9 protein-coding genes and 1 other RNA gene are annotated in these 14050 nt (G+C 32.5%); 7 read left to right on the top strand and 3 right to left on the bottom strand.

Annotated features, from left to right (window positions below):
• The 5 genes from CVD18_RS09305 to CVD18_RS09325 all read left to right on the top strand — a co-directional run.
• Positions 1-2505, top strand: a 2505-nt coding sequence (locus CVD18_RS09305) for a gliding motility-associated C-terminal domain-containing protein (RefSeq protein ID WP_199185065.1), incomplete at its 5' end; no start/stop codon positions are given.
• Between the two features lie 72 nt (positions 2506-2577).
• On the top strand, positions 2578-3534 hold the full coding sequence (locus CVD18_RS09310; protein WP_103865171.1) for a type IX secretion system membrane protein PorP/SprF: 957 nt from the start codon (positions 2578-2580) through the stop codon (positions 3532-3534).
• Positions 3535-3635: 101 nt separating this feature from the next.
• Complete coding sequence (locus CVD18_RS09315) at positions 3636-5606, top strand: OmpA family protein (RefSeq protein ID WP_103865172.1); 1971 nt, start codon at positions 3636-3638, stop codon at positions 5604-5606.
• A gap of 183 nt (positions 5607-5789) precedes the next feature.
• The gene (locus CVD18_RS09320) at positions 5790-6605 is read left to right on the top strand and encodes a mechanosensitive ion channel family protein (RefSeq protein ID WP_103865173.1); all 816 of its coding nucleotides are present in this window, start codon (positions 5790-5792) and stop codon (positions 6603-6605) included.
• 1707 nt (positions 6606-8312) lie between these two features.
• Positions 8313-8999: a TrmH family RNA methyltransferase gene (locus CVD18_RS09325; RefSeq protein ID WP_369858593.1), complete on the top strand. Its 687-nt coding sequence runs from the start codon at positions 8313-8315 to the stop codon at positions 8997-8999.
• 49 nt (positions 9000-9048) lie between these two features.
• On the opposite strand, the gene CVD18_RS09330 is transcribed toward CVD18_RS09325, so the two are convergent.
• The 3 genes from CVD18_RS09330 to CVD18_RS09340 form a co-directional block, all read right to left on the bottom strand.
• The gene (locus tag CVD18_RS09330; RefSeq protein WP_103865174.1) at positions 9049-9813 is read right to left on the bottom strand and encodes a carboxypeptidase-like regulatory domain-containing protein; all 765 of its coding nucleotides are present in this window, start codon (positions 9811-9813) and stop codon (positions 9049-9051) included.
• Between the two features lie 119 nt (positions 9814-9932).
• Positions 9933-11702 carry a DEAD/DEAH box helicase gene (locus CVD18_RS09335; RefSeq protein ID WP_103865175.1) on the bottom strand — a complete coding sequence of 590 codons (1770 nt, stop codon included), beginning with the start codon at positions 11700-11702 and terminating at the stop codon, positions 9933-9935.
• Between the two features lie 135 nt (positions 11703-11837).
• Positions 11838-12887 (bottom strand): glutaminyl-peptide cyclotransferase, encoded by a 1050-nt coding sequence (locus CVD18_RS09340; protein ID WP_103865176.1) that lies wholly within the window; start codon positions 12885-12887, stop codon positions 11838-11840.
• Between the two features lie 88 nt (positions 12888-12975).
• Here CVD18_RS09340 and ffs point away from each other — a divergent pair.
• An RNA gene (gene ffs, locus CVD18_RS09345) (signal recognition particle sRNA small type) lies at positions 12976-13073 on the top strand.
• Positions 13074-13195: 122 nt separating this feature from the next.
• A complete protein-coding gene (locus CVD18_RS09350) occupies positions 13196-14017 on the top strand; it encodes an SDR family oxidoreductase (protein ID WP_103865177.1) in 822 nt (273 codons plus the stop codon).
• Positions 14018-14050: the final 33 nt, after the last annotated feature.

The following is a 14050-nucleotide window of genomic DNA, read 5'->3' on the forward strand; positions in this document are numbered from 1 at the left end:
ACGTATACTGCGAGTTATATAATAACAGCAGGCGATATTACAGCAGGAAGTTTTAGTAATACAGCAGTTGCGAGTGCAGCGAACCCATTAGGAGGAGCAACGGTAACCGATGATTCCGATGATCCAGATAATACTACCGATGTTGATCCTGATAATAATGGTAGTCCCGATGACCCAACAGTAACTGATCTAAGTCAACCACTATTGGATATAACAAAAGAAGCAACTTTGGATGATACCAATGGTAATGGCTTTGCAGATGTAGGGGAAAATATTAATTATAGCTTTATTGTTACTAATATTGGTAATGTAGATTTAACAGATATCAGTGTTAGTGATCCTAATGCGGTGGTTACTCCAACTACTACAATAAGTTTAGTAGCAGGTGCTATAGATAATAGCACATATACAGCAATACATACATTGACACAAAGTGAAATTGACTCAGGAAGTTTTACGAATCAAGCTGTAGTAAGTGGAGAGGATCCAGATGGGATAACTATTACAGATAATTCTGATGACCCTAATAATGCTACCAATGTTGACCCGAATAATGACGGAAGTCCAGATGATTCAACGGTTATCACGTTGGTGCCTAATCCAATGATTAGCCTTACGAAGTCTGATAATGCACCAGTAGATGGATCTTACGATACTGTAGGAGAAGCAATAACGTATGTAATAGAAGTAACAAATAATGGGAATGTAACATTATCTAATGTAGTTATATCAGATCCTAATGCTAATACTATAGTTCCTGCTACAGTAATGAGTATAGATCCAGGACAAACAGTAACAGCAACTGCTACACATGTAATTACTCAAGCAGATATAGATCTTGGTACGGTGACAAATACAGCTAGTGTAACAGCAGAGGATCCTAGTAGTACTGTAGTAAATGATAATTCTGATGACCCTGATACTGCAGCTCCAGATGATGCAACAATAACAACTGTTGATCAAAACCCAGAACTTACCTTAACTAAATTGGCAGATGCCGCTCCTGATGGAGCATATGATACTGTAGGAGAGGTAATAACTTATACATTAGAAGTGATTAATACAGGTACTGTTACCATTAATAATATTGTTGTTACAGATCTCAATGCAGATGCAGGTAGTGTTACTCCGGCTTCTATTGCTACTTTGGCACCAGGAGATAGAGTTACAGTTACAGCCTCTCATACTATTGTTCAGGCAGATCTTGATGCTGGGATTGTTATAAACAGAGCAGATGTAGTAGGAGAAACTCCAGGAGGAATCCCTGTAATGGATATTTCTGATGACCCAGCAACACCAGACCCTGATGATGCTACAGAAACAGAGACAGGTTTGATTACTATAGGAAGACTATCGGTAACAAAGGTTGCTAATCCTATAATATTTACAAATGTAGGGGAGGTGATTACTTATACTATCGAAATAGAAAATGTAGGAACTGTTACTTTGAATAATGTTAATGTAATAGATAACAATGCAACTATAGTATCTGGATTACCTATAACCACTTTGTTACCAGGAGCAACTACAACAGTTATTGCAGAACACGTGGTAACGCAAGATGATATCATAGCAGGAGAAATTATGAATAGTGCAGAGATAACAGCAACAACTCCAATAGGAGATACTGTTTCTGAAACGTCTGATGACCCTAATAATTCTAATGATAATGACCCTGATGCAGATGGTGATCCTGATGATATTACCGTAAGTGCGATTGATAGTGATGGAGATGGAGTTCCTGATCCTGATGACTTAGATGATGATAATGATGGTATCACAGATATAGAAGAACAAAACGGTGATCCTAACTTAGATACAGATGGTAATGGTATTATAGATCGATTAGATCTTGATTCTGATGGAGATGGATTGTATGATGTTTATGAATCAGGGGCAGATATTGAGGAATTAACAATTTCAAACGAGGGAGTGATTGAAGGTAATGTAGGAACAGATGGTATTCCTGATGGTGTACAGAATTCTGGAGAGTTTGACCAAGGAATTGTAGCCTACCCTATTAAAGATACAGATGGTGATGGTATAGATGATTTTCAGGATGTAGATGATGATAATGATGATATTTTAACTGTTGATGAAAATGCTGACCCAGATGGTAATGGTAATCCTGATGATGCTATTGATAGTGACGGTAATGGTGTGCCAAATTATTTAGAACCAAATGAGCCAATAGATGGGGATGATGGAGTTACAGTCTTTACAGGAATGTCACCAAATGGAGATGGAGTGAATGATACATTTGTAATCAGTGGAATAGAAAGATTAGAGAATTCATTATCAATTTATAATCGATGGGGGATTATGGTTTATGAATCCAAAAATTATGGAAGAGATAATAATTTCTTCAGAGGGATTTCTGAAGGAAGGGTAACAGTTGAAGAAAAAGATCAGTTACCAGCAGGTACTTATTATTATATACTTGAATATATTCTAGAATCTGGAGAACATAAAAAGAAAGCTGGATACTTATATATCAATAGATAATCAAATTAATCATATAAAATCTTACGAATAAAAAAAGTTCGTAACAAAACTATAAATATTAAACCATAGCGGATGAAAAATATACAAGCGATAATTGTAACCGTACTACTCAGTGTTTTGTTTTACAATGGTTATTCTCAGCAAGATGCTCAGTATACGCAGTATATGTATAATACAATTAGTATCAATCCTGCGTATGCAGGTAGTCGAGGTGTTTTAAGTATCATGGGACTTCACCGTAGCCAATGGGTTGGTTTGGATGGAGCTCCTCGTACACAAACACTTACATTAAATACTCCGATAGGAGGTAATGAACGTGTTGGTTTGGGTTTTTCTATAGTCAATGATGAGATAGGGCCTACAGATGAGACATATTTTGATATTGATTTTTCATATACCTTACCTACTTCAGAGAAGGGTAAATTAAGTTTAGGGCTAAAAGCAGGCGGTCATTTATTGAATGTTGATTTTCAACGATTATCACAATTTAGCAGTAATGATCGGTTGTTTGAGAATAATATAGATAATAAGTTTAGTCCTAATGTTGGAGTTGGAGTGTATTATCATACCGATCGATTTTATTTAGGTCTAAGTGCTCCCAATTTATTAGAGACGGATCATTTTGATGAGAGTTCAGCAAGTAGTGATAGTGATGCAGTAAGTTTTCTGGCCGAGGAGCGTATCAATTATTATTTGATAGCAGGTCATGTTTTTGATTTGAGTGATGAAGTTAAGTTTAAGCCAGCCATTTTGAGTAAGTTGGTTTTTGGCGCACCATTACAGGTTGATGTTTCTGCAAACTTTTTGTTGTATGATCGCTTGACCTTGGGAGCTGCCTATAGATGGGATGCTGCTATTAGTGGTACGATAGGATTTCAGATCACAGATGCGTTGATGATTGGTTTTGCTTATGATCGAGAAACGACAGAATTGGGTCAGACACAATTTAATGATGGGAGTTATGAGGTGATGTTACGATTTGAACTCTTTAAGAAATACAATAGAATGTTAACTCCTAGATTCTTCTAGTTATACAGCTAATAAGAAGAAAGATTTTGAAATACATGAAAAATAAAAATCAACCCCTAATTAGTCCAAGTTTTTAGATTAAAAATAAAAACGACATACGTATGAGTTTTAATAAACACATTATAAATATATTACTAAGTGTATTAGTATCAGGTATTATTTTTTCACAGGAGAAAAAATTAGCCAAGGCAAACGAAAGCTTTAATCGGTATGCTTTTGTAGATGCTAGAAAAATTTATCTTCAAGTAGCAGAAAGTGGATATGAATCTCCAGATTTATTAAAAAAACTAGGAGACTCTTATTACTTTAATGCAAAATTAGAAGATGCAATACCGTGGTATGAAAAATTAATTACAAAATACTCAGATAGTATTAATCCTGAATACTTATTTAGATATTCTCAAAGTTTAAAAAGTATACAACGGTATGAAGAAGCAGATAAAGTGATGGAGCAATTTCAAACACTTATCGGAAATGACCAGAGAGCCGAATCTTTTATGAATACTAGAGATTATCTAAATTTTATTGAACTACAATCAGGTAAATTCAGATTGTTAAAATTAGGGATAAACTCAAAATATTCAGATTATGCACCAAGCTTTGATAATCAAGGAAAATTGATATTTGCATCATCTCGTGGAGGAAATTCAGGAATGACAAAGGTTATACATGAGTGGGATAAAATGCCCTTTTTGGATTTATATTCTTCAGAAATTATAGAAAGCAATGGGATTCTGAAGACTCCGAAAAAAATAAAAGGAAAAATAAATACAAAATTTCATGAATCATCGACGTCATTTAGTAATGATGGGCAAACAGTGTATTTTACAAGAAATAACTATACCAAAAGAAAATTAGGGTCTAATGAACAAGGAACAGTATTGTTGAAAATCTATAGAGCTAGATTTCAAAATAACAAATGGACAAATATAGAGGAGTTACCTTTTAATAGCAATGAGTATTCTGTTGCCCACCCTACTTTGAGTAAAGACGGAACCAAGCTTTATTTTGCGAGTGATATGCCAGATAGTAGAGGGCTTTCTGATTTATATGTTGTAGATATAAAAGAAGATGGTACTTTTGGAACCCCTCAAAATTTGGGTGATAGAATTAATACAGAAGGAAGAGAAACTTTTCCTTATATAGGAGAATCTGGTAGTTTATATTTTGCCAGTGATGGTCATATTGGGTTAGGAGGATTAGATGTTTTTGTAACTGTACCAGAAGAATTTGGTGTATTTTCGATTCCTTATAATGTAGGGAAACCTGTGAATAGCTCAGAAGATGATTTTACGTTTGTACTAAATGAAGATACAAAAATTGGATATTTTTCTAGCAATCGCTCTGGTGGAAAAGGAAATGATGATATCTACAGTTTCAAACAAACAGAAGAACTGATAACCTCTTGTAGCCAATATGTAAAAGGAGTAGTGACAGATGGCACTTCTAAAGAACTTTTGGCTGATACAGAAGTGTTTTTGTTAGATGATTTGAATAATGAATTACAGCAAACCGTTACCAATGCAAAAGGAGTATATAAGTTTGATCTTGATTGTGAAAAATCATATATTATTAGAGCTAATAAAGTAATGTATAGCCCAACAGAAATTATTCTTGCTACAAATACGGTATTAGAACATGAGTATAATCAACCGTTACAATTAAATAAAGGTGGTTTAGCAGATAAAGAGGTGAAGCCAGGGGATGATCTCGCAAAACTTCTAGACCTCGAAGTTATATATTTTAACTTGAATAAATCATTTATTAGATCAGATGCAGAAATAGAGCTACAAAAAATTATTGCAGCACTAAAAGAGTACCCTAAGTTAAAAATAGATGTTCGATCTCATACCGATAGTAGAGCAAATGATAAATATAATATGTATCTCAGTGAGAAGAGAGCAAAAAGTACGGTTAAATACATTATTGAAAAAGGAGGGATAGATAAATCCCGAGTTACAGGTAAAGGATACGGAGAAACTGTATTAGTAAACAAATGTAAAGATGGAGTACCTTGTAGTAATGATGAGCACCAGCTAAATCGTAGAAGTGAATTTATCATTGTACAATAAACATAACTTTACTAGGTTTCTTATGTAAACTAGTAAGTTTATGTATATTTGATTTGTTGAACTCGTCTTTGGTTTTATTTTGTCAATGATAAATTTGTAGGCAGTAATAAAAGCAAAGACGAGTTTAGTATATATAAATACACTAGATCATAACATCACATATTATAAAAAATATTATTTAAAATGAAAACAGCTCAGGAATGGTTCAACTACGGTATAGAACTAGCAAAAGAATTTGGTCCCAAACTTTTAGTTGCAATACTGATCTATATTATTGGATCATGGATTATTAAAAAACTTATAGGTAGTGTAAAAAAGATTATGTCTAAGAGTTCTTATGATGAGTCTTTACAGAAATTTTTATTAAACCTGATAAGTTGGTCTTTAAAGATCTTTCTAGTTATTATGGTAATCTCTATGTTAGGGGTTGATGTAACTACTTTTGCTGCTGTAATTGCTGCAGCTGGTCTTGCAATAGGTATGGCGCTACAAGGTTCTTTATCTAATTTTGCAGGAGGAGTATTAATAATGATTTTTAGACCTTACAAAATAGGAGATGTTATAGAAGCTCAAGGTGTATTGGGGGTTGTAAAAGAAATTGAGATTTTTACTACCAAGCTAACTACTCCCGAAAATAAATTAGCTATAGTTCCTAATGGTATTATGGCAAATGGAAATATTATCAATTATACAGCAGAAGGAAAAATAAGAGTTGATATTACTATTGGTATAGGGTATGATGAAGATATTAAACAGGCTAAAGATGTGTTATTAGAAGTTTTAACATCCAATCCCAAGGTATTAAAAGACCCAGCACCTTCTATAAATGTTGTAGCGTTAGGGGAAAGCTCTGTTGATTTAGCAGTGCGACCATACAGTACCCCAGAGGATTATTGGGATGTATATTTCTCTACTCTAGAAAACTGTAAAATAAGTCTGGATAAAGCGGGTATAGAAATACCATATCCACACGCTGTAGAAATTCAAAAAGAAGCGTAGAGTTACAAGAGTATTGCAAAAAAATAGATAGAGAATATTATAAATACAGAAAACTCATAAAGTTTAAAAAAGCTTTATGAGTTTTCTGTATTCTGCTATGATGGGATGTATGATTATAAGGATATGAACATCTAAAATTACATCTTGTTATATGATGAATATCTTATCAATTTAAATGTTTTTTTTTTTGGACTAAAAACTGATAATTGACTTTTTTTGGAACAACAATTGGTTCGGTAAAATACATATATCATCGAATAAAGATTGTTTTTGAAATATAAAAGTAGGTTTAAACCTACTTTTATTTGTTCGTTTTAAGACTGTTTTTTGTTATGGTTTTGTTTTTAAGTCATTGTTTATCAGTTTTTTGGTTGTTTTTGTTATTGGTTTGTAAACTATTGTTGTTTATCCTTTTTTCATTTTGTTTAATCGTTTATATTGATGTGGTAAAACCAGAATTTTTATGTGGTATTTTGGTATTCGATTTTGGTAAATAGTAAGTATCTTTAAGTATTGTTTTTAAGCAAAACATATAGTTGCGATTTTTAGAATAAAAAACTTATTATTTACCCTCCTGAGTTTTTTATTCAAAATAGTAGACTTGAGATAAATAAGTTTACTATACCGAAACTAAGATAATTGTTTTAAAAGTGATATGTTTTTATTAATTGACAATGAGGCATTTTGTCAAATGTGGATTAATGAAAGAAAATAATAGAATGAAAGTCTTTTAAGAACGACATTATATGATTTGGTATAAAGTAAAGATCATATTTTTTTGAAGTAACTTATTTTTATAAGTTTTGTTGTAAAAAGTATGATTGAATAGTACAACCCCATAATTGTTACTTTGGCGAGCCAACAATGACAGGGTCTGAATAGCGATTAATTTAAAATAAATCAATCATTATGAGAGGAGAACTATTAGTATAGATATCCGTTTACCAGTTGTTAATCTTAATTACAATTGGATCAATATCGGTAACTCTTTATTCTTATCAAAGTTTCTTCGTTCAATTCTGAAAGATTCATTTTCAACCGTATCGTTTATTTGGTTTTACTTTTTTTATACCAAAAAAGAAAAGAGATCAATATTGTCATATTGTCTAGTACAATAAGGATTAAGATATGACTATAAAATATATAAAAATTAAACGATATTATATTGCATACTACAAACAACTGAAAAAGAAAAATTGAATTGATTATTAATTAGTTAATCAATCATTACGATACATTTTGACAATGTGTTTACTTAAACCTTCCGTTTTTAGGGGTAATTTCGGGAGGTTTTTTTTTGAATACTTTGTAAATAAACAGTATATAAATAAGAGTATGCTGTAAATGTAACATTTCATTACTTTGTTCTATATGGAACATAACATTGTTATGATGCATTTATAGTGAAATTTAGTTAAATTAAGTAGATTGTTGAAAGACTGTTTGGTAATTGTATCAAGCAGTTTTTTTTGCTATTCTTTATTCTTGAAGTAAGGATAATACCAGTTCTGATTTAAATTCACTCATAAGAAAAATGATGGATTTTTGACTTAGATGAAAAAGAAAATTCTGGCATAGCAGGGCTACGGTCATGTTTTATTTTGAAATATTAAACAAAAAGGCGCGGTTTTATTGAGTAAATTTAAGTTGGAAATGGTATAAGGAAAGTATTTTATTACAACAAATTTAAAGTGTAAATGGTATAAGATGTTTTTATATTTTAGCGGTATGATAGATATAAAACTTCTCGAATATATAGAATCATTTCTCACTCCACGAAGAGCTGGATTAAACAAGAAAATTCTTGACGAGCGCACGAATCATTTTACTGTTGCAGTAGAAGATGTGTATCAATTACATAATACAAGTGCAGTAATACGTAGTTGTGATGTTTTCGGAGTTCAAAATGTACATGTGATAGAAGAGGTAAATGTAAAACGAATTGATAGAGAGATCGCAATGGGGGCTCAAAAATGGGTCGATATCAACAGGTATGGATCAACAAAAGAATGTATATGTGCATTAAAAGAAAAAGGGTATCAGATTGTTGCTACAACACCACATGATGATTCTATTGTATTGAAAGATGTAGATGTATCTAAACCAGCAGCTTTTTTCTTTGGAAGAGAGCAGAAAGGGCTAAGTGACTTAGTTTTGGAAAATGCTGATAGTAAATTACATATACCAATGGTGGGTTTTACAGAAAGTCTTAATATATCTGTATCTGCAGCCATAATTTTGCAACATGTAACTTCTAAGCTTAGAGAAACTAGTGTTGCCTGGCAATTATCTGATGAGGAAAAATTAGAAAAAAGATTAGAATGGGCCAAAAAAGTAATTAAAAGTCACGAGCAAATTATAGCGCGTTATTATGAAAATGATGAAGATAAATAAATTTATAGTAGCGAGTATACTACTACTGTTGCTACATCTATAAAGAACTTTATCTTCTTTCTAATACTTTATATTCTTCATAACACTCGCTGATGGCATCCAAAATTTGAAGATCGTTTGCAAATTTTATAAAATCTACAGAATAATTACAATTACGAAGAATTTCATCAATATCCATTCGTTCTACCTGTAATAAAGCCATCAAGGTAGCGCGATCAAATTTGTTTTCTAGAAGATTTCTGATCTCGTCATCCTTCTTCATTTTTCGCAATTTTTTTAATTCTTTAGAGCGTTTACTAAAAATATTATATAGAAAATCAGCAGGGTTAAAAATAGCTCCCAAAACCTTATTAACAGCGCTAGGTTGTTTGCTTCCGCCTTCATATCCTGAGTTTAATCCTGATATGCTATATCGATAATTATTGTATATAGGTATTCTTTTTGCATCTATTTCAAGGTAACCAGTAAGTTGTACATCTGCAACGACTACTTCTTCTAAAGCGATTCCTAATTCGGTCATTTTTACTTTTACCTCACCAAATTTAATCCAGTCATTACTAACTCTTATCTGTAAAGGTTTGTATCCAATATAGGAAAAATATAAAGTATCATTTACTTTTGCAGGTATGCTGAAATTTCCTTTATCATCGGTTATTGTACCAATAACCTGACTAAGATTTACAATATGTACATTTTCAAGTTTTAAGTCTGTAGCAGCACTTAATACTTTTCCTAATACAATTCCTGAATTGTCATCCTGTGAGTAGGTGGTTATACTTATAAATAGTACGATATAAAATAGTATTCTCTTCATGTAAATAATATGACGTTCAATTTTTAATAAGATACCATAAAAATCGCGCCAAAAATCATATTACTATAAATTCCTTGATGTATTATGTATAAAGCGTAATACATCAAGGAGTATTTGATTTATCTTCGATCGCTACGTTTTCTTCGATCTCTTCTTTGATTACCTCCGCTACCTTTGCTTTCGCTTGAATCGCGTCTTTTTCCTTTGGGTTTAAACCCGTCGCTTCTGCGTTTCCCTTTGAATCCGCCACTGCTGTTACTATCACGACGACGACGTCCACCACCACCTCCTTTACGACCAGAGCCTTTAGAGATCTCAACATTAACTTTTCTGCCCTCCATTCTGAAATCTTCAAAGACTTCAAGAACTCGTTCTTGGTGTTCTGCATTGGTATTGAAAAAAGAAAAACTTTCCTTTACATCAACACGACTCAAAGAATCACCTCCTAGCTCTAATACTTCTTTTAAGAAGTCTTTTAGTTTCATCCAGTCGAATCCATCTTTTTCTCCTACATTGATAAAGTAACGAGTGCTTCCATCATTACTATATTCACCACCTTTTTCATTTATAGCGTTTAGATCCTTTGATTTTTTATAATAATTGTGGAAACGAGAAAATTCTACAGAAAAGAACTTTTTGATTAATTCTTCTTTAGAAAAACTTTCTAACACCTCATTAATAGAAGGTAAATAACTATCAATTTCATGGTTTATCTCTGCTTTTGCAATATCATTAGCAAGATGAAACAATTGAACTTGACATATTTCTTCACCGCTAGGGATATCTTTTTTCTCAAAACTCTTTTTGATGATTCGCTCTACAGACTTTATTTTTCTGACTTCACTTTTAGAAACAATGACCATAGATACACCGCTTTTTCCAGCACGACCTGTTCGACCACTTCTATGTGTATACGTTTCTATTTCATCAGGGAGTTGGTAATTGATTACATGTGTAACATCGTCTACATCAATTCCACGAGCAGCTACATCTGTAGCAACCAGCATTTGTATTTGTCGGTTTCTAAAGCTTTTCATTACCAAATCTCTTTGGTTTTGGCTTAGATCACCATGCAGGGCAGCAGCATTATATCCATCTCCGATAAGATTTTCGGCTACTTTTTGAGTATCTCTTTTAGTACGACAAAATATTACAGAAAAAATATCTGGATTAGCATCTGCTAGTCTTTTTAGTGCGGCGTAACGATCACGAGAATTTACAACATAGTATTCGTGAGACACATTTTTCGACCCTGTATTTTTATGACCTACAGTAATTTCTACTGGTTCTTGCATAAAACGTTTTGCAATAGTAGAAACCTCTTTAGGCATGGTTGCAGAGAATAACCATGTGTTTTTGTCTTTTGGAGTATGAGATAGAATAGCATTTATATCTTCATAGAACCCCATATTCAACATCTCGTCTGCTTCATCCAAGATACAATAACCAATATTGCTAATATCAACCATTTTACGGTTAATCATATCTTGCATTCTTCCAGGAGTAGCCACTATGATTTGTGCTCCTCGTTTTATTTGCTTTGCCTGCTCGGTAATACTAGCACCACCATAAATAGCAACGGTATGTAAACTAGGAATGTGCTTAGAGTAGTTTTTTAGTTCATTAGTAATCTGTAAGCAAAGTTCTCTAGTTGGAGAGAGGATTAATCCTTGCGTAATTCTACTGTTATGATCTATTTTTTCAATCAAAGGAAAGCCAAATGCGGCAGTTTTTCCTGTTCCGGTTTGCGCTAATGCAACAATGTCCGTATCTTCATTTAGCAAAATAGGTATTGCCTTTTCCTGCACTTCACTTGGGGTTTCAAACCCCATATCATTCACCGCCTTTATAATGGCTTCACCTAGGCCTAATGCTTCAAATTTATTCATATAGCTAAAAATAAGCCGCAAAGGTACGGTTTATTATCTGTCTATTACAATAACGAGACATTTATTATGTTGTTGCAATATGGTTTCTGAATCTTGATCTAGAGTTTCGCTATTTTTTTACCTCATTAATATTTATTATTTGACTATTTCTATCTCAAAAATTTTATCCCAATTTTTACCTGTTACAAATAATCGTTTTGTGTCTTTTTTATATGCTATACCATTGAGTACATTAAGATTATCATGTTGAGTTACTTTTTTTCGTAAACTACTAAGATTTATAACAGCTTCAAGAGCTCCGTTTTTGGGGTTAATAATGGCTATTCCGTCTTTTTGCCATGTGTTTGCATAGATTTTTCCTTCAACCCATTCTAATTCATTAAATCTGGATTTGACACTTTTGTTTGTAGTTACCTCTATATACTCTTTTTCTGCCAGTGTATTAGCGTCTAGTATCCATATTTTTTCTGTTCCATCACTTTTATAGATGTGATTTCCATCATTACATAATCCCCACCCTTCTTTACTTTGGTTATAGGCAAAGTTTCCAATTTTATTCAAAGTTTTAAGATCGTAAATAAATCCTTCTTTTGAAGTCCACGTTAATTGATAAATTTTGTCATTCATAATCGTAATTCCTTCAGCAAAGTATGTTGGGGGAACTTCTTTTTTTATATTAATCTTTCCTGTTTTATAATCAATTTTTCTTAATGAAGACATTCCCTTTTTACCAGTACTCTCATATAATGTATCGTTATAAAATTCTAAACCTTGTGTAAAAGCTTTTTGATCGTGGGGGTATTCTGCGATGATTTTATAAGAATATAATTTTGGAGCGATATTATTAAGAAAAGTTACTTTTTTGGTAATGGTATCAACATTACCATTATAAAATACATTTGCCGTCAATATATGATTACCTAGTTTTTCAGTATCTATTATTTCTTTAAAAATAAAATCTTTTTTGAGAAGTGTTTTCTTATCACCAAGCTGATAGATTACAGAATCAATTTCAATGTTTTTAGCATTTATTAAGCTTGCTTTTATGGTTTCTCCTAGCTTAAATTTGGTTTGATTGTCTATAATTTTTATCGAAAAATTTTTTTTTCGTTTGTTTTGATTGCCTCCACAAGAAAAACAAAGTATACTTAAGATAATGATGATTAATGAGTTATGTGCTTTCATTGTTGTTGTTGAAATTTAAAGCAAGATATTTATTTTAATTGGGTTTAAAAAATCATTGTTTTATTTGCTAAAGATTGTATCTTTGCAGCGGCAAGTCCTACACAACTAGCTCCTGTTGAATCCTCCAGGGCGGGAACGCAGCAAAGGTAGATGGTTGAGCAGTGTGATGTAGGTAGCTTGCCTTTTTTTGTACCCGCTATTTTGGTGTATAAAAGGAAATCTTTCTACTATAATATCCTATCCTTTTTATTTCTTATTTCGTTTTTTTAGATTGGTAGAAGGTCAATCATAATTGTATATTTGTGACCATGAGTAGAAGTCAAAATAAATCCGTAGTCTTAATTACAGGAGGTTCTTCGGGGATTGGAAAATCAGTAGGAACGTATTTGGTAGCGCAAGGGTACATTGTATATGGTACCAGTAGAAATCCTTCTCGATTTCCAGATTTTACTCCTTTTCCACTATTAGAATTGGATGTTGCAGATACAAATAGTATTGCATCTGCGGTTCATATTATTGAGCAAAAACACGGGCAATTAGATGTTTTGATCAATAATGCAGGAGCAGGGATTACTGGGCCAATAGAAGAAACTCCTAATGAAGAAATAATTAAAAATTTTACAACAAATTACTTTGGCCCCATAAGTGTTACCAAAGCTGTTTTGCCGTTAATGAGAAAACAAGGCGGGGGATTGATTGTAAATATAACATCTATTGCTGGATATATGGGCTTACCATATAGAGGTGTGTATAGTGCTTCTAAAGCTGCCCTAGAGATAACAACAGAAGCATGGCGTATGGAGTTGAAGGGGTTTAATATTAAAATGACAAATGTAGCACCAGGAGATTTTGCAACTAATATTGCAGCAGGTCGTTATCATGCACCAGTATTAGAAGGATCTCCTTATGAGGAATCTTATGGTAATACACTAAAAATGATGGATGATCATGTGGACTTGGGGAATGATCCATTAGAGATGGCAAAAGCTGTTTACGGAATTATAAAAAAGAATAACCCAAAAGTACATTATAAGGTAGGGGCATTTATGCAAAAATTTTCTATTGTATTGAAAAGAATTTTACCCGATAAACTTTATGAAAAGTTATTGATGAATCATTACAAATTATAGAAACTATTGAATTATAAAAAGCGTAATAATGTT

The sequence above is a fragment of the Aquimarina sp. I32.4 genome (genome assembly GCF_002924285.1).
Classification (GTDB): Bacteria; Bacteroidota; Bacteroidia; order Flavobacteriales; family Flavobacteriaceae; genus Aquimarina.

What these genes read in the sequence shown, in the direction of transcription:
- CVD18_RS09350 (WP_103865177.1), top strand. Translation starts at nt 13,196, where the DNA reads ATGAGTAGAAGTCAAAATAAATCCGTAGTCTTAATTACAGGAGGTTCT.
- CVD18_RS09315 (WP_103865172.1), top strand. Translation starts at nt 3,636, where the DNA reads ATGAGTTTTAATAAACACATTATAAATATATTACTAAGTGTATTAGTA.
- CVD18_RS09320 (WP_103865173.1), top strand. Translation starts at nt 5,790, where the DNA reads ATGAAAACAGCTCAGGAATGGTTCAACTACGGTATAGAACTAGCAAAA.
- CVD18_RS09310 (WP_103865171.1), top strand. Translation starts at nt 2,578, where the DNA reads ATGAAAAATATACAAGCGATAATTGTAACCGTACTACTCAGTGTTTTG.
- CVD18_RS09330 (WP_103865174.1), bottom strand. Translation starts at nt 9,813, where the DNA reads ATGAAGAGAATACTATTTTATATCGTACTATTTATAAGTATAACCACC.
- CVD18_RS09340 (WP_103865176.1), bottom strand. Translation starts at nt 12,887, where the DNA reads ATGAAAGCACATAACTCATTAATCATCATTATCTTAAGTATACTTTGT.
- CVD18_RS09325 (WP_369858593.1), top strand. Translation starts at nt 8,313, where the DNA reads ATGTTTTTATATTTTAGCGGTATGATAGATATAAAACTTCTCGAATAT.
- CVD18_RS09335 (WP_103865175.1), bottom strand. Translation starts at nt 11,702, where the DNA reads ATGAATAAATTTGAAGCATTAGGCCTAGGTGAAGCCATTATAAAGGCG.